The sequence below is a fragment of the Bdellovibrio sp. HCB2-146 genome (assembly GCF_047345725.1).
Classification (GTDB): domain Bacteria; phylum Bdellovibrionota; class Bdellovibrionia; order Bdellovibrionales; family Bdellovibrionaceae; genus Bdellovibrio.
This window is the reverse complement of the sequence record NZ_JBLEQP010000002.1, coordinates 331,531-353,285: the sequence shown is the minus strand read 5'-3', so window position 1 is coordinate 353,285 and position 21,755 is coordinate 331,531. Positions and strand designations below refer to the sequence as shown.

Sequence of the window (21,755 nt, the reverse complement as noted above, 5' to 3'; positions counted from 1 at the left end):
ACTATTCTCCGCGACGAATTTCACTGAGTTTTTGGCTCAGTTCTAGGTTCAATCGCTCCAAGGCAGCTGCGGCTGCCTTTAGTTTTTCATTTTCCTCATTCTTGGCAGCCCACATGAAACGCAAGCTTTCCATTTGCTCTTGCATTTGGAAGTGCTCTTTTTCTAGGCGTTGGATCTTTTCTGAGTCCTCAACAACACGTACTTGTAAGTCCGCATGCTCCACACCCAGTTTTTGATTCTGACGAGAAAGCTCCTGCATACGCTCGTGATTCTGTGCGAGATCTTTTTCCAGACGCTGGCGCATTTCTTCTTTCGAACGGCGTAAAGCGACAAGCTCATTTTCAAGACTGTCTTGACGCTCTAGGGCAGCGTGAAGTTTGAGTGATTTAATCTCAAGTTCCTCTTGAACTCTTGTGAGGTGAGCCAGGTCATGGGTCATTTTTGTGATTTGACCTTCGTAGAACTCGATCATCTCTTTTGATTTTTTATCCTGAACTTCCACTTGGTAGATGGAGTTTTTAGCGACTTCCATCATCTGATGACGAAGATCACGAAGTTGAGCTTCACGATTTGCCAGCAAACTTTCAGTTTCAGCCAGTTTTAAATCTTGCGTACGAGAGTACTCTTTAAGTTGTGCGATGTAAGGGCGAACTTGAGTTTTGATCTTCTCATGATATTTGAGATGACGACTCATTTCGCTGGCAAGACCCTGTGATTTTTCTTGAAGGGCGCGGATTTTTTCTTGTTGGATCGCGCGTTCTTTTTCAAGTTGATCAACTTTGTTTTTCCAAAGATTGTCTTTTTCTTTCCACACCAAAAGTTGGTCTGTGGTGGAAGATTGAGACATCCGAGCTTTTTGGGCTTCTTCAGAAAGACGTTGATTTTCGTTTTCCAGTAAGGAGAGTCGACGCAGCGAAACTTTAAGTCGCGCCATCAAGTCTTCATTCTGTGAAATCAGATTTTCAACGGTTGAAGATTTAAGAATCTCTTTTGGGAGATGACTGAAATCGTTTTTCTGAGGGACTTCGTCCGGCAAAGGAATGCCTTCGCTTCTGCGTTGAACAGTCGGTTGGTCGAAATCGAGATGTGCTAAAATTGCGCTTTGGAATGAATCGGTTTCCATAGCCCTCCTCCATGAAGTCTAGGTCGCCACAAGACTATTGTCTCAAGATGGGTCGACCTTAGTCAAACTCACTTCTGAAGTCTGGACCTTAGTATAAACTAGACGGGGGAGGCTGAATTCCTCCTCGTAATCTTCCGAAGAGAGAAATATGGCAGTTCCTGCAGTTAAAGATGCTCCAAATGGAGTGGTTGAAAAAACAGAAAGTGCAGATCCCGCATTGTTTGATGTGGGGGTGGATCGCTCCGATCTTGGGCGACCGGACTCTATTCGCTATAACATTTTGGTTTGGGTTTTGGATGAGCGCTATGACAAAGCCATTGAAGAGTTAAAGGACTTTCTAGAAAAGCCTTCGGAGTATCCAAACTTCAAAGATAAGGTCACGCGATATATTTATCACTCAATTGATCTTATTTATGCCATCAAAGCCAAGCGAAGTTTCCCAGGAATCAACTCGTTGACCCGTGCAAAACAACAAGAGCTGCGTGAAAAGTTCAAAGAACACTTCCGCGAACTTCAATATGTTCTAAAAGTTGTTGAGAAAATTCAGAGCGATCTGCGCATTCAAGATGTGCGCTCGACAATTTATGTTGTGAAGGCTGTCTGGATTTCGGCGTTGGCCATCATTCTTTTAGCGTTCTGGCTCGATATCGTAAATGGTCTGGCAAAGACCACAATCGTTGTCTTTGATGACGGCTTCGGCAAGTTCGCGAATTGGCTTGCCGAGCTCGTCGGTTTCTAAAGAATTACTTTAAAGATTTATAGGCTGCTTCAAGAACAGGAATCACCTGTCCGCGATCTAATACGCGACCATTTACGAAGATTGTCGGCGTTCCTTGGATCTTGGCATTTTCGCCTTCTTTTGCCATTTTTGAAACCAGTTCGCGGATCTCCGGGCTTGCGACACATTTTTTAAGATCTTCAAGTGGTGCTTGAATATGTGTTGCGATCTCTTCGAGATTTTTATCTAAGTTCCCGGCTTGAACGATTTCAGTTTGCTTGTCGAAGATATAGTCGTGAGCGGCCCAACCTTTTTGCCAATTTTTCTCTGCACACATCGCTGCGAATGCAAGTCCGCAAGAAATGCCATCTCCGCGACCACCAAGAGCTTCATTGCAAGTTCCATCAAGTGGGAATGGTTTGTAAATCAAGCGCACATCGGGATGGCTGTTGACGAACGAGTGAATCGGAGCTGCCGCAGATTTACAATGTCCGCAACGGAAGTCGGCAAATTCAACGATTGTCATGACAGGTTCACCAGAACCTTTTTGCATGATAAGTCCTGTTGTTTGATCAAATGTCTGCTGAGGAGCGACATTCCAATAAGCGACTTTTTCCTTCGCTAATTTATCAACTTCACTCATTCCATGGCTTTCAAGATACATAATATTTCCCAGGAAGGCGATCACAGGAATTGCAATAGCGAACCCAAGAACCCATCTTTGGGAAACAAAAACGTCTTTGATATCTTCGACAATATTTGAAGCTGAAAGGTCTTCTGCGCCCAACCAAGCGCCGATAAATCCAATTACCGACAAAACGTAAGCGCTGATACAGAATAAGCACACTGAACCGATTTTAGTGAAAGAGATGATTCCCATCACCACCGAGGCAATCACTGTCACTAAAGAGAAGAGGAAGGCGTAGCGTGATGTTTGAGCGCGATCTTGCGTCAGATTCCAGCGAGTGACCGCAAGGAAGTAAAGAAGGACAAGGTTTGTAGCCATACCCCAAAGAGCAATTGGAATTCCAAAGAGCGCTGAGTAGCTGCTCGCCGTGACGACATCGCAGTTCATAGTTTCGCTGACGTTACAAACGGAAGGTCCCTCTTGGGTTCCAAACTTCAAAGCATAGAAGTGTTGAGTTAGGTAGAGATGAACGCCGATGGCAGCCAAAGTCGTCAAAAGTGCAAGAAGAAGAAACTTGTTTTTTAAAGCGCTGTTTTTCATGACTTCATTCAATCTTAGAATGTCGCTTGAAATCAATCAAAATTATGTGAAAATCTATAGCCATCAAGGATTGATGTTTGGACGATTTGCAAAAATGGATACGAATTCGAAAGGACCTCTACGTTCAGATGGAACGTCAGGTACGAGCACGACTTGGGGAGGATACTCCGGAGTTGCTGCGTTATCGCAAACTATATGAGAAGGAATTCAATAAAAAGTGGCAGCCCGTAGCCCATGATGAACTGTGGGACCAGGTGGCTCAATCGCGTGTTTTATTGATGGGTGATTTTCACGCCCTTCATCAATCTCAGAAAGCACAAGTTCGAGTGCTTCGAAATATTCCCAAAGAGCGCAGAAAAATTTTGGCTGTCGAATTTTTTGAAGCTGCGGATCAAGAAAAAATCGACCGTTATCTTAGTGGCAAGATGTCAGAGAAAGACTTCTTAAAAGGAATTCAATGGCAGAGTCGCTGGGGATTTCCATGGGAGCACTATCGGCCGTTATTGCGATGGGCGCAAAAAAATAAAATTCCAGTTGTTGGTTTGAATCGCAGTTATAAAAAACGCACGGGGACGACATTAAAATCTCGGGACGTTTTTGCGGGAAAGAAAATCGCTGAACTGGTGAAGCAACATCATGATGCCTTGATTTGTGTGATTTATGGTGATTTGCATCTGGCCAAAGAGCACATTCCCGCTGAGATCGAAAAAAATCTGGGACCTGCATTTTCCAAGCATATTCTGCGTCTTTTTCAAAACTCTGAGAAAATCTATTTTCAGCTCTTAAAACAAGAAAAAGAAGCTCATGCCGATCTGATCCGTATCTCGCGAAATATTTTTTGCCTGATGAGTGTTCCTCCTTGGGTGAAGTGGCAGAACTATCTGATGTATCTTGAGCAAGCCTATGACTTGGGTTTGGCAAAAGGTTTGATAGACGAGGATGACGAGGATGAAGAGTTTCTCGATTATTCAGACCATGTCGGCCGTTATGTAAAAATCATATCTGATGAACTCGGGCATCCCGTTTCTCTTTCGGGTTTGTCAGTGTACTCGACAAAAGATAAATCGTTCTGGTCGCAATTGAAATCTGTCTATGATTTGCGCAAGCTAAAATGGATTGAATATCTGATCGCTGAAGAAATGTCTTTTTATTTGCCCGAAGCGCAAATTGCCTATTTAGCTCGTCCTACGGTCAATCACGCCGCCTCTTTAGCTATGCAGTATGTGCATGCGCAAATGAGTCCGCAGTTGAAACTCGCTTCTGATATGCCGAATGACTTTGAAAGACTTATTTGGCTTGAGGGGATTTCTTATTTTGGGTCTAAGATCATCAATCATAAACGCAAAACAGATACGATTGCTGATATCAAATCCAGTTTGTCGTCAAAGGGTCCTATTGATTTAGGCAAAGAAGCTTTACAGCTTGCCCTCGCTCAAAAAATGCATGAATTGATGGCAGTCACAGGATCTTCGCGTCGTAAGTTGCAAGCCAAGCCGAAGCGAAAACTCAGTTTTGTCGTGGCGGCCCGCCTTCTTGGGGGAATTTTAGGGGAGCGGTTGTATTTCGGTTATCACAAAAAGATTTTGTCTCGTCAGACAGTTGTTGGATTTTTGAAAAAACCCGTGAGTTCTGAGAGTTTTTCTGTAGCCTATTATGAGATGCTTGAAGTGATCGAGGCTTTGCCCGTGCCGTTTCACAGTAAAAAGGAAAAGTTATGAGTCAGAGAAAATGGTATTACAGCCAGAATCTAAAACCGCAAGGGCCTGTAAGTGAGGAAGAAATCCGTCTTAAAATTCACCGGGGCGAAATTGGTTTGTATGACTTACTGTCCTTAGTCGAAGAAGGAACTTGGAAGCCCGCAAGCGAATGGCGATACTTTGAAGCGAGTCTTTTTCCTTCTCAACAAAAAGTAGCAAATCCTGAAATGGGTGAAGATTTGGATGCCTCTTGGGTCTTGCTCTTAAACTCGAAACAAGAAGGGCCGTTTAGTTCTCAACAAATTCTGCAGATGGTGAGAAGTCAGCAGATCACAGCTTCTCAACTTATTTGGAAATCAGGATTATCAGGATGGTGTCAGATTGGAGATCGTCCAGAATTTCGCAGCCTGATTAATTCAGAGCATCTTTAAGATCTTTACCTGGTTTAAAACGGGGAACGTAAGCGCTGGGAATTTTCACTGTTTCGCCAGTTTTTGGATTGCGCCCTTGACGAGGTTTGCGAGTGCTGCGTGAAAAAGTACCAAAGCCGACCAACTTCACTTCGTCACCTTTTTTAAGAGCTTCTTGAATCACTTTAAGAGTAGCATCCAGGATCATCTCGGACTGGCTTTTGGTGCTCTTTGTTCGCTCGGAAACAAGTTCGATCAGTTGCGCTTTGTTCATTCTGAAATCCTTACCTGCAGGGCTTGTCAGGTTAGTTTTTGCGCCGTGTAACGTCAAGTTAAAATAAAATTAAGCAGATTATTAGCTTCCCCTTTGTCATCATTGAAAAAACGGGCAGACTGAATGTTCGAGAGAGGTGAGTATGATTTCAATTATTGGTACTTTGTTGATTTCGTCCCTGAGTTTTGCGCAGGCGGATCTGCATTTGGTTGGGACTTTGTATGGACTTAAATCGAAACAAACAGAAAAGCTTTTTACGAGTGATGTTGATTTGAAAATTGAAGTTGACGGCACTTCTAGCACTCAATCTGTCTACAAGGATCTTCAGGGGCAAGTTGTTGTCATTGAAAAAGGTCAGTTGCGTGGAGTGGAATTAGAAAAGTACGAAATGGATCGTCCGCAAACAAAGGAAAAAGGCACTATCACAGTGAACAACGGTCGAGTGCACTTTGAATATCAAGGTCCCGACGGAAAAAAGAAAACTGATGACGAAAAGGCAAAGGGGACGATCGTATGTACGGCAAACTTTAATGCCTATGTACTTGCGAATTGGGATCAATTGATGTCTGGAAAAGATCTCGATGTGCGCTTCGCGGTTTGGGATCGCCTTGAAACCGTGGGTTTTACCTTGCAAAAAGTCGGTATCACTGAAAAAGACGGGAAAAAATGGCTGGAGCTTCGTATGAAGCCGACAAGTTTTGTGATTGCCGCTTTAGTTGATCCTCTTTATTTTGGCTACACGGTCGAGGATAAACAGCTTCGTCTTATGAAGGGGCGAGTCAGTCCTAAAATTCAAAAAGATGGAAAATGGAAAGACCTGGATGCGGAAGTCGTCTACACTGAACCAAAGTAGTGTTTCATATTGAGATAAATCTGCAGCCTTTTAAGGCAAGCTCCTAAAACTGCTCAATTTTTTTCGAATCTGTCCGATAAAGAGACTATGAAAAACAACAATAGTCTTTTTGTCGTCTTTTGTCTTTGTTTGACTGTCGGCTTGATGGGCGTTTACGTCACCTTCGTTGGTCACTTCAATGGCAAAAAAGAATTTGAGATGCGTTTAAGTGCCAAGCAAAAAGAAGTGGAGCAAGAGCGCTTCCAAAATGCCTTGTTGTCCTATCAGCTGAAAGACTTTCAACAAAGTGTTGCACAGCTGATGCCGGATGAAAAAAAGCTCGTCGCTCAATACGATCTTAAAACCTTTTCTTCAGCTGTTCGGTCTCCAGCAAGTGAAAGTGCCATTGATCTTTCGGGTGTCCTTTTTGAAAAGGGAAAGACTTACTTTAACAATCAAGACTATGAACGCGCGATCAAAGAATTTAACTCTTTGCTTGAGAAATATCCTTTGTCTCGGTATTCCGTTGAATCTCAATTTTTCGTAGCGGAAAGCTATTTTCTCAAAAGAGATTTCCGTAACAGCCTAGAGCGTATTGATGAAATGGTCACTCAATATCCAAGTCATGATTTGACGGGCTTTATTTTGCTACGTATGGGGCAAATTTCTGAGCTCAACAATCAGACGGAAGAGGCTTCTGAGATTTACAACACAGTTCTTAAAAACTTCCAAAACGACTCTCTTAAAAAGCAGGCCGCGAAACTGGCAAAAAGTGTGAGTTACGAATAATGAAGAAGGTTTTTCAATTCTTTCTTTTTCTAGCGGCTTTTCAAATGGAAGTACGGGTTCGTGCTTCCGGGGATTTGCTGCAGCAGCCTGAGGCTTGTCTTCAAACTAAAGGCAGCTGTGTGGTTCAGGCTCCGGCAACGGAGTTTGTATTTCAACGAGAAGGATTGAGTTTAAGAGCTCCACCTCAAGCAACACTTGAAAGAAAATCCGAAAAAGAATGGCGTCTTATTCAAGGTTCTGTGTGGGTCGAAAAAGGACATAAGGTCAGCGTTGAAACCGTTTTTGCGGAAGTTCGTTCTCGCGACGGAGAATTCTGGGTTTTAGAAAAGGAAGGCCGTTTTTGGATTCGTAACATCAGTGCGGATTTAACTGTTCATTTGCGTGATGGAAAAGAATTGCCGCTGCCGGCTGGTTTTGAATTTTGGGTGAGTGGAATCAATACCAAAGCTCAGAATGAATTTGGAGTTTTGCAGCCTATTTCTTTAAAGAATCACTTGAAGGATTGGGCGCAGCTTTATCCTGGCACTTCGGAACAGTTTAAGAAAGATGTTCAGGAGTTAAAGGAAAACTGGAAGTCTTTAGCTTCTAAAAGTGGAGATATCTATCAGCAGGTGACGAATCGTCGTCTTGCTTCAATTGCCGAGGCCAAGCGCCAAGAGCAGATCCGCAAGGACAATGCTCTTGCTGAGCAGAAGCGCGTGAAAGAGCTTTATTTTCATAAGGTCTTTGAGCGCTAGATCTTAGTCTTGATTTTTGTTTTCAGACAGTATCACTCCGAGAATCTTTCTAAACCCCATGATAGGCTAGGGAATAGGAGGATAGGATGTCTTCTATTTCATCATCAGACCGTGCACGTCAGGACGAAAAGATTCGTCAGACGCGTGAAGAATACGAAAACCGCGAGGCGGAAAATACCAAGAAGCGTAAAGCTGAAATCACTCGTTTAGAAAAACGCCACAATGATGAAATCAATAGGATTTCTGAGAATTACGAAGATCGCATCGATGCTTTGAAGTCGCGCAATCGCGAAGTCATGAACGAAAAAGATGCAGCGAATAATCGTAAAATTGAAGAAGTTCGCAATACTTATCGCGAGTCTCTAAAAAATCGCATGGAAGACAATTACAACGACCGCGAGGCCGTTCGTAGTTCGTATGAAGGTGCGCTTAAAAAGCAAAAAGAAGTAAATGAATCCCAAAAAGAAAATCTCGTCACGCAGCTGAATGATGAAATCGGTCTTCGTGATGAGAAGTACACCGAAGCTCTTGAAACTAACCGCAAACAAACGCAAGACACGATTCGCGAAAATGCCCGCAAATTAAACACAGCTCATGAAAAAGAGCGTGAAACAATTGCGAGGGGTCATGATGAAGTGCGTGGTAAAGATCGCCGCGAAATGAGTGAGATGAAAAAGTCATACGAATCTCGTTTGCGCGAATCAGATCGCCGTCGCGAAGCGGATAATTCTCGCTGGGCACAAAAATACAAAGATACTGTCATCAATAACAAAGATGAATATGGCGATAATATAAATATCAAGCAAGAGATCATGAATTCAGAGAGAAACGTGATCCGCGAGAAGTTCGAAAATGCCTTGGCAAAAAAATCAAATGCCATGGATGAGCAAAATCAAGAATTCCGTGATTCAGTTAATGAGCGCGTGAATACACAAGTGCGTTCACGTGATAGTCAAATTCAACGTCTGCAAGGTCGCTTGAATAACGAAATTTCTAAAAATGAGCGTCTGCGTGGAATCGAGCGGCGCAATTTGACAAATGCTTATGAAAAACGAATGGACCTTGTTGAACAACAGCGTGATGACGCTATTGTGACGATGAAGGATTTGAATGATGAACGTATTTCAGGAGTTTTGAGAAATAATCAAAAGCTTTTGCAAAATGCGGATCGTGAAAACAAATCTCAGGTCAACCTGATGAATTCGCGCCATCGCGAAGAGCGCGAAAATATGATTCAACAACACAAGGATCAAGTTACTCAGGTGACAAGCAATGCGGATAGTCGCGTGCAAAAGGTTATCGATCTGCAAAACAAAAACAACGATCAAATGGGTCGTTACTATGTAGATTCTCTGGATACAATGAAGGGGAATTACATGGAAAGAATGGATCAAGTTCAAGAAAAGAATCTTCAAGACAGAACCGCGCAGAATAAGGTGATGACAGAAAGATTTAGAAATCTTGAAACAAATTTTCAGAATAAGCTTGAGCAAACAGTAAAAACCTATGAGGACAAGTTGGCAAACCTGAAGGACAGCCAAAGCCGCGAGATCAAGCGTCTTGAACAGATGCATGCGCAGCGAATGTCTGAAAAGGAAAAGGCGACACGCCTCGAAAAAGAATCTATTACGCAGAAGTATGAGGCCAAGTTGGCGCAATCCAGCGAGTCTCATCAAGATCAGCTTGATAGAATGAATAGACGTCACGAAGAAGATATGCAAAACTTAGCGGTGAAGGTGAATTCTTATAACAGGAAGGCATAAGGCATATGTTAGCGGATCGTAGAGCGAAAATTGTGGCAACAATCGGTCCAGCCACTCGTGAAGAGAAAAATCTAGAAAAAGCAATTAAGGCGGGTATGAATGTAGCCCGCCTTAACTTTTCTCATGGGTCCCATGAAGATCATTTAAAAGTTGTCGAATCTATTCGCAAACTCTCAAAAGAGTTAAGAGCGCCTGTTGCGATTTTACAAGATTTGCAGGGTCCAAAAATTCGTGTTGGTAAATTTGAAAAAGGCTCCATTGAAATCAAACCTGGGCAGAAGCTCGTGGTGACGACTGCTGCTGTTCTTGGGAAAGAAGGACTTATTCCGTCCGATTTTAAAGAGCTTCCTTTGGCTTGCTCTCCGGGAACAAAAATTCTCTTGGATGACGGCTTAATGGAACTCAAAGTTCTGCAAGTCCGTGGCGAAGAAGTGGACGTCGAAGTTGTCTATGGTGGTATTTTAAAAGACCGTAAAGGCATGAATCTTCCAGGTGTGAATTTGCCTGTGGAGTGTATGACGGAAAAAGATTTGCAAGACCTTGAGTTTGGAATCACTCACAAAGTGGACTATATTGCGCTCAGTTTCGTTCGTCATGCTCGTGACATTCGTAAACTGCGCGAAATTCTTGAGACTCGAAAATCTCAGGCCAAAATTGTCGCAAAAATTGAAATGGTCGAAGCTCTTGAGAACCTTGAAGAGATCTGCCGTTTGAGTGACGTGGTGATGGTGGCGCGCGGAGATTTGGCTGTTGAAGTCGGTCAAAGTCGTTTGCCGGGCTATCAGAAGCGTATCATCCATGTGTGTAACGAGTTGGGTCGTCCAGTTATCACGGCGACTCAGATGCTGGATAGCATGGTTGAAAACCCTCGTCCAACGCGAGCTGAGATCACGGACGTTGCCAATGCGGTTTTGGATGGAACAGATGCATTGATGTTGTCGGCGGAATCAGCAAGCGGAAAATATCCGTTCAAATGTATTCGTACCATGCATGAAATTATCAGCGAAGTTGAGCGCAACGAAGAGGAATACTACAAAATCTCTCTTGAGAGTGAATTCCTCAGTGCTCCCGCTGCCATTGCAGCAAGTGCCTCATTGAGTGCTTTAAAGCTGAATGCTACGGCGATTGTGTGTTTAACGACGACAGGTAAGACGGCTAATATCATTTCAAGCTTTAGACCGCGTGCGAAGATCATTTCAATCACGCAGCATATGGAAGCTTTGAATGCGATGGAAATGCTCTGGGGTATTCAAACCCACGTGATCAAGCCTTATAAGACAATGGAAGATATCCTAACTCAGGTTGATCAATTGGTTGTGACTCATGGTTTGGCGAAAACGGGTGACAAGGTGATCCTAACGCTTGGGCAGCCGATTGCCTCGGGTGCAAAGACCAATTCAATATATGTGCACACGGTGGGTGGAGAATCATTCCAGCGCTTGCCAGATGATCAGTTGCCGCTTCGTTGTCAGACGGATCCGGTTGTTGAGTAGTCAAAAAAGTAAATTGTAGAAATAAAAAAAAAGCCTCGGGAGACCGAGGCTTTTTGATTTAACGAAGTTTCTTTTTGAAAGTATTCACCATGTCCCAGTTGCGGGCGAGGGGCTCAACGTAAGGAAGTTCTACCATGATGTAGACTCCTTTTTCGTCCATGATTTTTTCTGTGAGATATTTTTTCTCAATCAAGCTATTCACATCTTCTGTGCGAATGAGATTTCCAGTTTCTTTCATGGAATCGTTTTGTACGTCATTCAAATTGACTTTGTAGAGGCCTTTGTTGTTTGGCTCTACCTTTTTTGCAAAATGTAAGATTCCGTTGAGGATACGAGTTTCAGCTTCTGTCATCGGTGGCAAACGATCTTTTTCTTGTTTAAAGAGCCACTCATTATACCAATCAACAAAACCAAAAAGCTCTGCAGGTTTTAGGTTGGTGATTTTTTGTGTGCCGTCGCCGCGATCTTCTTGAGACAAGTAGCCAAGATCTGTGAGGGCATTCACCACAGATTGCATTTTGTTTGTCGCTTCTTGGAAAATTTGAATTGTATAATTGCGTAGAAGCACAGACGAGTAGCTGTGTGTGCCGTTTTCTTCTGGTTTTCCGTATTTATGACCAACAAGATTTAAGATCGAAATATATTTGTTGATGATATGAGGAGGGAAGCGCTCTTCATCCGGATTTGAATTCTCAAGAATTTTAATTTTCTTATTCGCTTCACGAAGATTTTCGTTCAGCGTTTTCATGATCGCACGCACCCAAACTGGAAGTTGTTCCATTTGTTTTGTGAGTGAATCATATGGGAGAGAAATCACTTCAGAATCTTTATTAGCTTTGACGTTAGCGCTGCGAGGTTTGTTGTCGAAGAGAGCCATTTCTCCAACCATCGCGCCGGGTTTGATTTCCGCAAGGACGACTTCAGAGTTGCCTTTCGTCTTCGTCACTGCAAAGCCGCCAGTTTTAACGATATACATAGCATCCGGTGCATCACCTTCGCGGAATAGATACGTATCTTTTGCTACTTTTTTCGCTTCAGCCACAGCATGCTCCTGCTTAAATAAAGGAGCTTCCATTATCCCCATAAAAGGGGACCTCTGCAATTCGTCAGTGAGACCTAGACTTAAGAATGGTAGTAATCGGTTGTCTATCTTTTGGACACTGAGAGAAAGATTTTTAGGCCTGCTTGTGACGTGGTGTTTTCAAGGGTAATTTCTATTTTTTGTATCTATAGATGGGATGAAAGTATGAAAACAATGTCTTTGATCGTAATTGCTTTGATGATGAGTCTTCAAGTTCAGGCATTTAGTGTTATTGAAGAAATCGATATCTCGACTCAGAACACACGTGTTTTCTTAATTTTCGGAACTGTCTCCGGAACTTCTTCAGGTATCAGATTGTACAAGCAGCTTGAGGCTGCAAAAGATGACCTCGTTTATTTCGTGGGTACAAAAGGCGAAGTCCGCACAGCAAACGCAGAACGTGCATTCCAAATAGTGCGTGAGATGATTCCGAATCTGCAAGCGACAGATGAACAAATCGCTCTCGAGATCCTCGCAAATTTTGATCAGTAAAAAAAGAAAATAGAGATAGAAAAGAAGAGGCGCCAAAAGCGCCTCTTTTATTTCTAGAATGTCATCGCTTTGCAATCAGGAGCAATCGTCATTTTGCCCTCTGTTGCTGCGAGTACTTTTTCCGGTGTTAAATCCGGAGCGTACTCTTTCAAGATAAATCCATTATCTGTCACTTCGATCACGCCAAAATCGCTCACGATTTTTTTAATACACTTAATGCCAGTGAGTGGCAGAGTGCACTTCGTGCGAAGTTTAGAATTTCCTTCTTTGTCTGTGTGTTGCATAGCTACGATCACGTTTTTGGCACCAGCGACAAGATCCATTGCGCCGCCCATGCCTTTGATCATTTTTCCTGGAACCATCCAGTTGGCAATGCTGCCATCTTCAGAAACTTCCATTGCACCAAGCACAGTCAAATCAATGTGACCACCGCGAATCATCGCAAAGCTGTCAGCGCTTGAAAAAAAACTAGCACCCGGAACTGCTGTCACAGTTTGTTTGCCGGCGTTGATCAAGTCAGGATCGATTTCATTTTCTTTCGGGAATGGTCCCATTCCTAAAAGGCCGTTCTCGCTTTGTAACATAACCGATTTGTTTTTCGGGATGTAGTTCGCAACCAAAGTTGGAATACCGATACCCAAATTTACGCAATAGCCGTCTTCAACTTCTTGAGCAATTCTCTGAGCAATTTGTTCACGTGTTAATGGCATACGATCTCCTATTTGCTCACAGTTTTTTGTTCAATGCGTTTTTCGTAGTTTGAACCTTGGAAGATTCTTTGCACGTAAACACCTGGCGTGTGAACTTGATCTGGATCGAGCTGACCCACTTCAACCAATTCTTCCACTTCCGCAATTGTGATTTTACCAGCTGTCGCCGCCATCGGATTAAAGTTGCGAGATGTTTTTCTGAACATCAAGTTTCCGAACTTATCACCCTTCCAAGCTTTGACGAAAGCAAAGTCACCCACGATGCCGCGCTCAAGAACATAATCACGACCGTCGAAGTTTTTAATTTCTTTGCCTTCAGCAACTAGAGTTCCCACTCCTGTTGGAGTATAGAATCCCGCGATACCCGCACCACCTGCACGCATGCGTTCAGCCAGTGTACCTTGTGGGCAGAATTCGACTTCCAGTTCGCCACTCATGTAGAGTTTTTCGAACAAAGCGTTTTCGCCGACATAAGAAGAAATCATTTTTTTCACTTGGCGTTTTTGCAAAAGCAAACCCAAACCAAATTCATCCACACCTGCGTTGTTAGAAACGCAAGTGAGGTTTTTAGCACCCAACTCAACCAAACGAGCGATGCTGTTTTCGGGAATACCGCAAAGTCCAAAGCCACCCACAACCAAAGTCATTCCGTCTTTGACGTCCCAGATGGCACTCTTTGCGTCTTTATAAACTTTATTGCTCATAAAAATCCTTAAGCTTTTTCGATGATCAAAGCGACTGCTTCACCGCCACCTATACACAAAGTCGCAAGACCATAGCGTTTGTTGTGAGTGTGAAGAGCGTGAACAAGCGTCGTCAAGATACGAGCGCCAGAAGCACCAATTGGATGTCCAATTGCCACCGCGCCACCGTGAACGTTGACTTTCGCAGCCGGGATTTCAAGTTCCTTCATTGCCACTTGAGTTACAACTGCAAAGGCTTCGTTGATTTCCCAAAGATCGATGTCGCCCACTTTCAAACCTGCTTTTGCCAAAGCGCCTTTGATCGCGCCAACAGGAGCAGTTGTGAAGTATTTTGGATCGTGAGCGAAAGTTCCGTGCGCCACGATTTTAGCCAAAGGTTTGATACCGCGTTTTGTCGCTTCAGAGGCAGACATCAAAACGTGAGCCGCAGCACCGTCATTGATTTTAGAAGCGTTCGCCGCCGTGATTGTTCCAGCTTTATCAAAAGCAGGTTTCAAGCCAGGGATTTTGTCGAAGTTTGTGTTAAATGGCTCTTCGTCTTTTTCAATAACAACAGTGCCTTTTTTACCTTCGATAGAAACAGCAGCGATTTCATTTTTAAATACGCCCTTGTTCCATGCTTCTTGTGCTTTTTTATAAGAATCAATTGCGAAAGCATCTTGTTCTTCACGAGTGAAGTTATGCTCTTTCACGCAGATTTCAGCTGCATTTCCCATGTGGAAATTGTTGTATGGATCCCAAAGACCGTCTTTGATCATAGAGTCTGTCATTTGCGTCGGACCCATGCGGTAACCACTGCGAGAATTTTCAAGCAAGTGTGGAGCCAAAGTCATGTTCTCTTGACCACCAGCGACTGCGATTTTTGTATTACCCAAAGCAATAGAGTCAGCAGCTAGCATCACAGCTTTAAGACCAGAACCGCAGACTTTATTGATCGTCATGCAAGGTGTGGAGTTTTTAAGTCCAGCGTAAAGAGCCGCTTGGCGTGCCGGAGCTTGGCCGACACCTGCAGTCAAAACTTCACCCATGATGCACTCATCGATTTCATCAGGAGAAACTTTTGCACGTGCAATGGCTTCTTTAATAGCAATAGCGCCCAACTTAGGAGCAGCTAGACTTGAGAATCCGCCTTGAAAAGTAGCTACTGGCGTTCTTACGCTGCTCACGATCACAACATTTTCCATATTTCACCTCTTGTGTTCTTGAATATTCAAAAAAGATTTACTTAAATTAGAAAGCGACAGTCAAGCAACGCGGAGTCTCCGAGGAGGATATCAACGCATGTCAGCGATCTACACTTTACTACCACTTCTTTTTGTTCAATCTGTTTTTGCAGCCACTTTTGAAACTCCTGTTAAAGAAGGAGATCGCCTGGTTCTTAAAGGACTTGAGGCTCAAGTTTTACTCACAGGACAACCAGGTGCGACACTTAAAATTTCCGGAGTTGAAGAGTCAAAAGCAGAGGGCAGCTACGTCGTTGAACGTAAAGATAATATCATTGAAGTGCGTATGATTGAATTCAATGGCAAAGCAAGCTGGAAGAACATCCTGCCGAAAGCCAACACACAGCTGAGAAAAATTGAAATTTCAGGATTGTCTCTCCCAACAGAGGTGCAGTTGCGCGGCGGAAGCGTTGTGGCGCAGCGTTGGGTGAAGGATTTGAAGGTGAGTGTGACTCACGGACGAATGAGTTCTGCTAATGGATCGGGCAGTTTGCAGGTTTATGTGCAAAAAGGTGACGTGAATATTCAAGATCACACAGGTCGAGTGAATGTTGACGGATACTCAGGAACTTGCGCTCTTCGCAATATTCAAGGTGATGTCGATGCTTCATGGTTTGCGGGACAATTAGGACTTGAAAAGATCCGCGGTTTTGTTGCACTCTCGACTCAAACAGCCACCGCGAAACTCAACTCTGGCGCGGGAACTGTGCAATTTGAAAACGGCAAGGGTAGTTTGACCTTGCAAGCTTTCCAAGGACGCATCGAAGGTCAAAATCAAGATGGCAACGTCACGATTAATTTGCCTTTGGATTCGGAAGTCGAAGTGAAATCTAAATCGGGCAAAGTGGCGATAACAGTCCCACCAAGCTCAGGAGCTCAGGTTAATCTATTCACAGTTGACGGGGAGATCAGTGTTCCTGGTGAATTGCGTGTTGCGAAACTCAGCGCAGAGAAATTCGCCCGCGGCCGATTGCGGGGCGATGCGCAAAGAGCGAGTGTTTTTGTGCGCAGCCAAGAGGGTTCCATCCTCCTGAAATGAGTTGACAGTAATTGATAAATACAGCAGACCTTATAGGTTCTTTCACTCTTACGTAACTAGGTAGAAATATGGCAAAAATCTTAAAAAAGAAGCCAGTGGCGAAAGCCGCAGCAAAACCTGCAAAAAAAGCCCCTGCTAAACCAGCAGCCAAGGCCGCTCCTGTTAAAAAGGCAGCGCCAAAAGCCGTTGTAAAGAAGAAGGCTGAAAAAGCTCCTGCTCCAAAAGCTCCGGCTAAAAAAGTAGAAGTGAAAAAGAAGGTTGAAGCAAAACCGGTCGCGAAAGCTCCGGCGAAACCTGCTGCTAAACCAGTTGCCGCTAAAGAAGCGAAAGAAGTTCCTGTTAAAAAGCAGGACAAGAAAACTCCACAACCTGCGGCCGAAAAAACTCCTGCTAAAAAAGACGCCAAAGCTCCTAAAAAAGGTGCGAAAGCGAAAAAAGAAAAAGACGAAGAGGGTATGGAGGACGATTACATCGCCGATGACGACATGATGGGCGATGAAATTGGGGAGTACGAAGAGGAACTCAAAGCCGTTGAGGAATCTGAAGAAGAAGTAGAAATCGAAGAAGAGTGGACAGGCGAAGAAAAACCTAAAACGGATGAAGAAATCGTTCTTACAGACGCTGAAGGTCGCCGTTACTGCCGTGCTCGTGACTGTGATCAGATCGCAGCTGTCGATGCTTACTGCCGTTACCATTACTTGCTATTTTGGAAGAAAATCCAAGTTCGTAAGAAGATTCTCCAAGACGGAAAATTGGAGAGATACGTAGAAGAACTCACATCTCGTTACCCGGATAAATTCCTTGAGATGATCCGCCGTGACCTCAGAACTGAGAAGGACTTCTTGGGCGCGATTCAAGAGCTTGAAATCGATGAATCAGCGAATGAGAACGAATTTGAAGAGGATACAAACGCCTACGTGGAAGAAATTCGCGGTATGGGCGATAACAATGGTTCTGGCGTTGAGGACGACGAGTACTAAAAATTGTATTGCAAATGAGAAATCGCCTTGGTAGGACTAACCGAGGGATCGCAAATATATGTCGGAAATAGGGTCCGACGTTTCTACCCGCTACCTTAAATAGCGGACTATTTGGAGGGGAATATGTTAAAGGGGCTTCTAGTAAGTGCTCTGTTGGTTCTAACAACAACGTCTGCAATGGCCATGGATGCGTTTCCAAAAGGGCCGGACGCAACTTTAACTCCTGGCGAACTTTGCATGTATCCTGATTCTCGTCGTTACCCTGAAAATATTGCATACTGTGAGCGTGATGTATCCCGCGAAACAAAAGCTGAGGCTTTTGAGGAATACGACCAAATCGGTTACCGCACTCGCACTATGAAGCGCCAAAACTTCAAAATCGACCATTACATCCCACTTTGCATGGGTGGCAGCAACAGTATCAAAAACTTGTGGCCACAACACCAAAGCGTCTACACAATCACAGACCCTCTTGAGCAAAAAATCTGCGAAAAGATGGCGGAAGGCGTGATGCTACAAAAAGACGCTGTTGAGATGATCAAGTTCGGTAAGGCTAACTTGGATCAAGTGGGCGACTTGATGGAAAAACTTGAAAACATGTAGTTTTCAAGTTTTAGAAATTCGACATTAGAAATTCGAAAATAAAAAAGGGAACTTACAGTTCCCTTTTTTCGTTTTGGGTTTTCGATAGAGGCGATCTAGTGAAGATCGCCTTTTTTCTTTCCCTTGCCGCTGAACATACGAGGGCCTTTGTCTTCATCTTCGTCGTCCTCGTCGTCTTCTTCGTAATCGTCACCGAAATCTTCGTCTTCATCATCACGAGGAGGAGAGAGTTCCTCGTCCTGTTCTGCGCGAGACAAAGCATCTTCGTCTTCCGCATCTTCAAGAATCATCGCACCTTCTTCAAGGCCCAAAAGGCGGTTGGCTTCCGCTTCTAGATTTGAATTTTCAGTCGAGTATTGCAGATACAGCTTTTGACCTTGGAATGGGAATTCCTTCCAAGTGTAAGGGAAGTCCACGTCGCCATCGTTTTCGAAGTATTCCATCATCATGCTGGCAGCAGCGTCGATGCAGTTATGAATACGAGCGACAGCGTCTTGTTTGTCTTGAGAATAATCCATGGAAACTTCGAAGTTCGCTTGGGCCAGGCGACCTTTTTGATGGAATCCGACGCGGAGCAGAATTTCTTGTTGGTAAATACGGCCTTCGACGATCAATTCGGCGTCATCGAAGTGCTCAGCAAAGTTTTCCGTGAAAACTGTCTGGATTTGTTCTGAGTATTCCTTCGGAAATGCAGTCCATTTTTTTGAGCTTTTGAGGCGTGGGTTCATAGGAATCCTCCTTGGAACTAGACAAAATTAAGGCTGTCCTCTATAACTCACTTTCTTTAATGACACAAGAGGTAACGAGGCATGGAACAGAGTACACAAAATCCTGAAAGTGCTCAGCAAAATCAAGATATTGGACAAGGCCGTGGCGTTTATATTTCCACTTACGGCTGTCAAATGAATGTGAACGATACTGAGCGCATGTATTCTCTGTTGGAGATGCAAAACTTTACTCCGGTTGATAAACCGGAAGATGCGTCCTTGATTATCATCAATTCTTGCAGCGTGCGCGAAAAGCCTGTTCACAAAGTTTATTCTGAAGTGGGCACTTTCCGTAAAATGAAAGAAAAAAATCCGGGCCTTAAAATCGGCGTTGGTGGATGCGTAGGTCAGCAAGAAAAAGAAAATCTAATCAAGAACCAACCGATGATTGATTTCGTATTTGGTACGGATCAAATCGACAGCCTACCAAACTTGGTTGCGGAAACTTTCACAGGTCCTAAAGAACGTCGCGTGAACGCGAAGTTCGAGCACCGTGCGCCTTATCATATCGAGACCATGGTTCGTAATCCAGGTGTCGCGACTTTCGTGAATATCACAAAAGGTTGCGATAATTTCTGTACGTTCTGTGTGGTTCCGTACACTCGTGGTCGTGAGAAGTCTCGTCCATTGCAGCACATCCTTACGGACATTCAGCACCTTGTAAAACGTGGTGTGAAAGAAGTGACGTTGCTCGGTCAAAACGTCAACTCATACAAAGCCGAAGAAGGTTTGGACTTTGCAGACCTGTTAGCGAAAGTAGCTCGCGAAACCGATATCGAGCGCATTCGTTATACGACGTCTCATCCAAAAGATTTCAATCAGAAGTTGGCTGACACAATGGCAGCTCACCAAGATAAAATTATGGAATACATCCATCTTCCATTCCAAAGCGGAAACTCGAGAATTTTGGATCGTATGAACCGTAACTACACTCGCGAACACTATCTTGAAAAAATCGAGATGCTGAAAAAGACGATTCCGAACTTGGTTCTTTCAACTGACATCATCGTGGGTTTCCCAGGTGAGACAGAAGAAGAATTCATGGATACAGTGACAATGGTTGAGCAAGTGGGCTTTGAAACTATCTTTGCTTTCAAATACTCACCTCGTCCTTTCACGAAGGCTGCGAAATTCGAAGATCAAGTTCAAGAAGAAGTAAAAACAGAACGTTTGAACCGACTGTTCGATGCTCATGACAAAATGGCATTTGAATTGGTGAAACGCTATGAAGGTCAAACGATGAAAGTCCTCGTCGAGCAAGCGGACCGCGAGGTTGGTAAAGTTCAGGGACGTAGCACAGGTAATAAACTTGTGCATTTCCTGGGTAGCCAAGATTTGATTGGAAAAACTGTGGATGTGAAAATCACAAAAGCCTTCCCAGCTGTTTTCCGTGGAGAGCTGATTCAGTAATGAAAGAGATTTTGGATTTGAATAACATGAAAACTCAAATTCTTTTTGCGAACGAAACGCAAGAAGAAGAGAGCTTTCATCAAAACGACTTGGTGAGACTTTTCCCTTACGGACTTTCTGTAAGTGCGGATGTGACAAGACCATTCTTGTTACTCAAGGATGAAGCTCATCAATACACTTTGCCTGTGGCGATCAGTCCGATCGAAGCGGGCGTGTCCTTGGCGCAATCCAATCGCACTATCTTGCCTTCAACGCCGCACAAATTCAGCGAGATGTTGATGCAGGCCCTGGGTGTTGAAATTCGCCAGGCCGTCTTTGTTGAGATTAAGGGCTCGCACCAGTACATGCGCTTGTATATGTCTGGTAATCCTGCTGTGACCTCGCTAAAGCTTCGTGCGGATGAGGCGATGTCTTTGTGTCTGTATTTGAATGTTCCGCTTTATGCGACGAAGTCCTTTATTGGGAAATCGCGCGTAATGACGGCAGACATTGAGGCGTCTTCGCAAAAAATCCCGGGGATGGGAAATCTCGACCGTGGCAACGGTTATCTCAATTAAGTTAAAAAAAGAAAACCCCTCCGTAAGAGGGGTTTTTAATTTTAGAAATTGCATTCCATTTCAGTTAAGTCGCGACCTATTTTAAGTTTGGTATTGATCCAAGCTGACCAACCGGGGCCTTCTTTGGGTGTTGATTGAAAATAAACTTTTTCTCCATTGCGGTTGCGGCCCACACCAAAAAGTGTCGGGTTGTTGTACGAGTCCACTCCCTGTTCGAATTTCATAGAGATCACTTCGGTCTGCCAAGTCAGAGTTGATTTTCTCAAATTGATTTCGATATCGGCGTGGCAGTAGATGGAATTCAGGCTGGGAGCTCTTCCGTCTTTGGCGTTCGCTAAGCTCGAAATGCTCAAAATAGTTAAGATTGCGAGGACTAGGATTTTCATAAACGTCTCCTGTGAAAGTCGTGTTATTGCCAGTATTGCACTCTCTATGCCACGTCTTGGCACGGGTACAGATGGGTTAACTTTAAGATCACGCCGCGTTTCATTTCGGGGTGAGCATTTTTAGCCTGTCCTTGCCGCATTTCGTTGTCTGTTTAACTGAGGGTTAACACAACATTCTTCAGGTTTTCCTTTAGATTTTTCAGCGAACACCCTCTATAATCTTGGACTATGAGTGAATTTGTAAAAGCCCGCGGCATACAACCGGTTATTGGTGAAAAAGTTTTTCTGGCAGACAACTGTCGCCTTATTGGTGATGTGGAAGTCGGTGATCATTCTTCGATTTGGTACAATGTGACCATTCGAGGCGATGTTATGCCGATCCGTATTGGCAAAGAGGTTAATGTTCAGGACGGCACCGTTATTCACGGAACTTATCAAAAATACGGTACAACCCTGCATGATCGAGTCACTATTGGCCACTTGGTGATGCTGCACGGTTGTGAAGTTGGGAAGGGCACTCTTGTCGGTATGGGGTCTATCTTGATGGATGGGGTCAAGGTCGGGGAGCATTGTTTAATTGGAGCTGGGACGTTGCTGACAGAAGGAACTGTGATTCCTCCTCGCAGTTTGGTCGTTGGTCGCCCTGGAAAAGTGAAACGCGAGCTCACGGCTGAAGAAATCGACCTGCTTGAGAAATCAGCAGATAACTATCTCCTCTACAAGACCTGGTATGAATAAA

The 21,755-nt window shown here is 43.9% G+C and carries 24 protein-coding genes and 1 riboswitch; of the genes, 15 read left to right on the top strand and 9 right to left on the bottom strand.

What is annotated here, in order from left to right:
• Position 1 precedes the first annotated feature (1 nt).
• The gene (locus ACLWOR_RS12605) at positions 2-1,123 is read right to left on the bottom strand and encodes a hypothetical protein (protein WP_413941097.1); all 1,122 of its coding nucleotides are present in this window, start codon (positions 1,121-1,123) and stop codon (positions 2-4) included.
• Positions 1,124-1,271: 148 nt separating this feature from the next.
• Here ACLWOR_RS12605 and ACLWOR_RS12600 point away from each other — a divergent pair, with 148 nt between their 5' ends.
• Positions 1,272-1,862, top strand: a complete 591-nt coding sequence (locus ACLWOR_RS12600; RefSeq protein ID WP_413941096.1) for a hypothetical protein — start codon at positions 1,272-1,274, stop codon at positions 1,860-1,862.
• Between the two features lie 4 nt (positions 1,863-1,866).
• Here the strand turns inward: ACLWOR_RS12600 and ACLWOR_RS12595 are convergent, their stop codons facing one another.
• On the bottom strand, positions 1,867-3,069 hold the full coding sequence (locus tag ACLWOR_RS12595; RefSeq protein ID WP_413941095.1) for a vitamin K epoxide reductase family protein: 1,203 nt from the start codon (positions 3,067-3,069) through the stop codon (positions 1,867-1,869).
• A gap of 128 nt (positions 3,070-3,197) precedes the next feature.
• On the opposite strand from ACLWOR_RS12595, the gene ACLWOR_RS12590 reads away from it, so the two are divergent.
• Positions 3,198-4,787 (top strand): ChaN family lipoprotein, encoded by a 1,590-nt coding sequence (locus ACLWOR_RS12590; RefSeq protein WP_413941094.1) that lies wholly within the window; start codon positions 3,198-3,200, stop codon positions 4,785-4,787.
• Positions 4,784-5,197, top strand: coding sequence for a GYF domain-containing protein (locus tag ACLWOR_RS12585; protein ID WP_413941093.1), 414 nt, complete (start codon positions 4,784-4,786; stop codon positions 5,195-5,197). Before ACLWOR_RS12590 ends, ACLWOR_RS12585 begins: the two co-directional genes overlap by 4 nt.
• Here ACLWOR_RS12585 and ACLWOR_RS12580 read toward each other — a convergent pair.
• Positions 5,178-5,450 carry an HU family DNA-binding protein gene (locus ACLWOR_RS12580; RefSeq protein WP_413941092.1) on the bottom strand — a complete coding sequence of 91 codons (273 nt, stop codon included), beginning with the start codon at positions 5,448-5,450 and terminating at the stop codon, positions 5,178-5,180. The two genes, ACLWOR_RS12585 and ACLWOR_RS12580, sit on opposite strands and share 20 nt — an antisense overlap.
• 142 nt (positions 5,451-5,592) lie before the next feature.
• Here ACLWOR_RS12580 and ACLWOR_RS12575 point away from each other — a divergent pair, with 142 nt between their 5' ends.
• The 5 genes from ACLWOR_RS12575 (at position 5,593) to pyk (ending at position 11,064) form a co-directional block, all read left to right on the top strand.
• Positions 5,593-6,303, top strand: coding sequence for a hypothetical protein (locus ACLWOR_RS12575; RefSeq protein ID WP_413941091.1), 711 nt, complete (start codon positions 5,593-5,595; stop codon positions 6,301-6,303).
• Positions 6,304-6,390: 87 nt separating this feature from the next.
• Complete coding sequence (locus ACLWOR_RS12570; RefSeq protein ID WP_413941090.1) at positions 6,391-7,071, top strand: tetratricopeptide repeat protein; 681 nt, start codon at positions 6,391-6,393, stop codon at positions 7,069-7,071.
• Positions 7,071-7,808, top strand: a complete 738-nt coding sequence (locus ACLWOR_RS12565; protein ID WP_413941089.1) for a hypothetical protein — start codon at positions 7,071-7,073, stop codon at positions 7,806-7,808. The genes ACLWOR_RS12570 and ACLWOR_RS12565 overlap by 1 nt, the downstream gene beginning before the upstream one ends.
• An 86-nt stretch (positions 7,809-7,894) precedes the next feature.
• Positions 7,895-9,571 carry a hypothetical protein gene (locus tag ACLWOR_RS12560; protein ID WP_413941088.1) on the top strand — a complete coding sequence of 559 codons (1,677 nt, stop codon included), beginning with the start codon at positions 7,895-7,897 and terminating at the stop codon, positions 9,569-9,571.
• A gap of 5 nt (positions 9,572-9,576) precedes the next feature.
• Positions 9,577-11,064 (top strand): pyruvate kinase, encoded by a 1,488-nt coding sequence (gene pyk, locus ACLWOR_RS12555; protein ID WP_413941087.1) that lies wholly within the window; start codon positions 9,577-9,579, stop codon positions 11,062-11,064.
• Positions 11,065-11,122: 58 nt separating this feature from the next.
• On the opposite strand, the gene ACLWOR_RS12550 is transcribed toward pyk, so the two are convergent.
• Positions 11,123-12,106, bottom strand: a complete 984-nt coding sequence (locus ACLWOR_RS12550) for a Crp/Fnr family transcriptional regulator (RefSeq protein WP_413941086.1) — start codon at positions 12,104-12,106, stop codon at positions 11,123-11,125.
• 204 nt (positions 12,107-12,310) lie between these two features.
• Between ACLWOR_RS12550 and ACLWOR_RS12545 the strand changes: the two genes are divergently transcribed.
• Positions 12,311-12,637, top strand: coding sequence for a DUF2388 domain-containing protein (locus ACLWOR_RS12545; RefSeq protein ID WP_413941085.1), 327 nt, complete (start codon positions 12,311-12,313; stop codon positions 12,635-12,637).
• A 53-nt stretch (positions 12,638-12,690) separates the two neighbouring features.
• Here the strand turns inward: ACLWOR_RS12545 and ACLWOR_RS12540 are convergent, their stop codons facing one another.
• Genes ACLWOR_RS12540 through ACLWOR_RS12530 form a run of 3 tightly spaced genes read right to left on the bottom strand, consistent with a single transcriptional unit; the run spans position 12,691 to position 15,235 of the window.
• The gene (locus ACLWOR_RS12540) at positions 12,691-13,347 is read right to left on the bottom strand and encodes a CoA transferase subunit B (protein ID WP_413941084.1); all 657 of its coding nucleotides are present in this window, start codon (positions 13,345-13,347) and stop codon (positions 12,691-12,693) included.
• 8 nt (positions 13,348-13,355) lie between these two features.
• Positions 13,356-14,051, bottom strand: coding sequence for a CoA transferase subunit A (locus ACLWOR_RS12535; RefSeq protein WP_413941083.1), 696 nt, complete (start codon positions 14,049-14,051; stop codon positions 13,356-13,358).
• An 8-nt stretch (positions 14,052-14,059) separates the two neighbouring features.
• On the bottom strand, positions 14,060-15,235 hold the full coding sequence (locus ACLWOR_RS12530; RefSeq protein ID WP_413941082.1) for a thiolase family protein: 1,176 nt from the start codon (positions 15,233-15,235) through the stop codon (positions 14,060-14,062).
• A gap of 97 nt (positions 15,236-15,332) precedes the next feature.
• On the opposite strand from ACLWOR_RS12530, the gene ACLWOR_RS12525 reads away from it, so the two are divergent.
• The 3 genes from ACLWOR_RS12525 (at position 15,333) to ACLWOR_RS12515 (ending at position 17,896) form a co-directional block, all read left to right on the top strand.
• Positions 15,333-16,313: a DUF4097 family beta strand repeat-containing protein gene (locus ACLWOR_RS12525; RefSeq protein ID WP_413941081.1), complete on the top strand. Its 981-nt coding sequence runs from the start codon at positions 15,333-15,335 to the stop codon at positions 16,311-16,313.
• Positions 16,314-16,381: 68 nt separating this feature from the next.
• Positions 16,382-17,293 (top strand): hypothetical protein, encoded by a 912-nt coding sequence (locus ACLWOR_RS12520; RefSeq protein WP_413941080.1) that lies wholly within the window; start codon positions 16,382-16,384, stop codon positions 17,291-17,293.
• Positions 17,294-17,325: 32 nt separating this feature from the next.
• A riboswitch (purine riboswitch) is annotated at positions 17,326-17,423 on the top strand.
• Positions 17,417-17,896, top strand: coding sequence for a hypothetical protein (locus tag ACLWOR_RS12515; protein WP_413941079.1), 480 nt, complete (start codon positions 17,417-17,419; stop codon positions 17,894-17,896). Its footprint overlaps the riboswitch before it by 7 nt.
• A gap of 95 nt (positions 17,897-17,991) precedes the next feature.
• On the opposite strand, the gene ACLWOR_RS12510 is transcribed toward ACLWOR_RS12515, so the two are convergent.
• Complete coding sequence (locus ACLWOR_RS12510) at positions 17,992-18,624, bottom strand: hypothetical protein (protein ID WP_413941078.1); 633 nt, start codon at positions 18,622-18,624, stop codon at positions 17,992-17,994.
• Positions 18,625-18,705: 81 nt separating this feature from the next.
• On the opposite strand from ACLWOR_RS12510, the gene miaB reads away from it, so the two are divergent.
• Positions 18,706-20,073: a tRNA (N6-isopentenyl adenosine(37)-C2)-methylthiotransferase MiaB gene (gene miaB, locus ACLWOR_RS12505; RefSeq protein WP_413941077.1), complete on the top strand. Its 1,368-nt coding sequence runs from the start codon at positions 18,706-18,708 to the stop codon at positions 20,071-20,073.
• A complete protein-coding gene (locus tag ACLWOR_RS12500) occupies positions 20,073-20,630 on the top strand; it encodes a bifunctional nuclease family protein (RefSeq protein WP_413941076.1) in 558 nt (185 codons plus the stop codon). Before miaB ends, ACLWOR_RS12500 begins: the two co-directional genes overlap by 1 nt.
• Before the next feature lie 41 nt (positions 20,631-20,671).
• Here ACLWOR_RS12500 and ACLWOR_RS12495 read toward each other — a convergent pair whose 3' ends face one another.
• Positions 20,672-21,016: a hypothetical protein gene (locus ACLWOR_RS12495; protein ID WP_413941075.1), complete on the bottom strand. Its 345-nt coding sequence runs from the start codon at positions 21,014-21,016 to the stop codon at positions 20,672-20,674.
• A gap of 228 nt (positions 21,017-21,244) precedes the next feature.
• On the opposite strand from ACLWOR_RS12495, the gene ACLWOR_RS12490 reads away from it, so the two are divergent.
• Positions 21,245-21,754, top strand: a complete 510-nt coding sequence (locus ACLWOR_RS12490) for a gamma carbonic anhydrase family protein (protein WP_413941074.1) — start codon at positions 21,245-21,247, stop codon at positions 21,752-21,754.
• The last annotated feature ends 1 nt before the right edge of the window (position 21,755 follow it).

Excerpts from the sequence above, each read along its gene's own strand:
- ACLWOR_RS12605 (WP_413941097.1), bottom strand. The coding sequence starts at position 1,123 with ATGGAAACCGATTCATTCCAAAGCGCAATTTTAGCACATCTCGATTTC.
- ACLWOR_RS12600 (WP_413941096.1), top strand. The coding sequence starts at position 1,272 with ATGGCAGTTCCTGCAGTTAAAGATGCTCCAAATGGAGTGGTTGAAAAA.
- ACLWOR_RS12595 (WP_413941095.1), bottom strand. The coding sequence starts at position 3,069 with ATGAAAAACAGCGCTTTAAAAAACAAGTTTCTTCTTCTTGCACTTTTG.
- ACLWOR_RS12590 (WP_413941094.1), top strand. The coding sequence starts at position 3,198 with ATGGAACGTCAGGTACGAGCACGACTTGGGGAGGATACTCCGGAGTTG.
- ACLWOR_RS12585 (WP_413941093.1), top strand. The coding sequence starts at position 4,784 with ATGAGTCAGAGAAAATGGTATTACAGCCAGAATCTAAAACCGCAAGGG.
- ACLWOR_RS12580 (WP_413941092.1), bottom strand. The coding sequence starts at position 5,450 with ATGAACAAAGCGCAACTGATCGAACTTGTTTCCGAGCGAACAAAGAGC.
- ACLWOR_RS12575 (WP_413941091.1), top strand. The coding sequence starts at position 5,593 with ATGATTTCAATTATTGGTACTTTGTTGATTTCGTCCCTGAGTTTTGCG.
- ACLWOR_RS12570 (WP_413941090.1), top strand. The coding sequence starts at position 6,391 with ATGAAAAACAACAATAGTCTTTTTGTCGTCTTTTGTCTTTGTTTGACT.
- ACLWOR_RS12565 (WP_413941089.1), top strand. The coding sequence starts at position 7,071 with ATGAAGAAGGTTTTTCAATTCTTTCTTTTTCTAGCGGCTTTTCAAATG.
- ACLWOR_RS12560 (WP_413941088.1), top strand. The coding sequence starts at position 7,895 with ATGTCTTCTATTTCATCATCAGACCGTGCACGTCAGGACGAAAAGATT.
- pyk (WP_413941087.1), top strand. The coding sequence starts at position 9,577 with ATGTTAGCGGATCGTAGAGCGAAAATTGTGGCAACAATCGGTCCAGCC.
- ACLWOR_RS12545 (WP_413941085.1), top strand. The coding sequence starts at position 12,311 with ATGAAAACAATGTCTTTGATCGTAATTGCTTTGATGATGAGTCTTCAA.
- ACLWOR_RS12540 (WP_413941084.1), bottom strand. The coding sequence starts at position 13,347 with ATGCCATTAACACGTGAACAAATTGCTCAGAGAATTGCTCAAGAAGTT.
- ACLWOR_RS12535 (WP_413941083.1), bottom strand. The coding sequence starts at position 14,051 with ATGAGCAATAAAGTTTATAAAGACGCAAAGAGTGCCATCTGGGACGTC.
- ACLWOR_RS12530 (WP_413941082.1), bottom strand. The coding sequence starts at position 15,235 with ATGGAAAATGTTGTGATCGTGAGCAGCGTAAGAACGCCAGTAGCTACT.
- ACLWOR_RS12525 (WP_413941081.1), top strand. The coding sequence starts at position 15,333 with ATGTCAGCGATCTACACTTTACTACCACTTCTTTTTGTTCAATCTGTT.
- ACLWOR_RS12520 (WP_413941080.1), top strand. The coding sequence starts at position 16,382 with ATGGCAAAAATCTTAAAAAAGAAGCCAGTGGCGAAAGCCGCAGCAAAA.
- ACLWOR_RS12515 (WP_413941079.1), top strand. The coding sequence starts at position 17,417 with ATGTTAAAGGGGCTTCTAGTAAGTGCTCTGTTGGTTCTAACAACAACG.
- ACLWOR_RS12510 (WP_413941078.1), bottom strand. The coding sequence starts at position 18,624 with ATGAACCCACGCCTCAAAAGCTCAAAAAAATGGACTGCATTTCCGAAG.
- miaB (WP_413941077.1), top strand. The coding sequence starts at position 18,706 with ATGGAACAGAGTACACAAAATCCTGAAAGTGCTCAGCAAAATCAAGAT.
- ACLWOR_RS12500 (WP_413941076.1), top strand. The coding sequence starts at position 20,073 with ATGAAAGAGATTTTGGATTTGAATAACATGAAAACTCAAATTCTTTTT.
- ACLWOR_RS12495 (WP_413941075.1), bottom strand. The coding sequence starts at position 21,016 with ATGAAAATCCTAGTCCTCGCAATCTTAACTATTTTGAGCATTTCGAGC.
- ACLWOR_RS12490 (WP_413941074.1), top strand. The coding sequence starts at position 21,245 with ATGAGTGAATTTGTAAAAGCCCGCGGCATACAACCGGTTATTGGTGAA.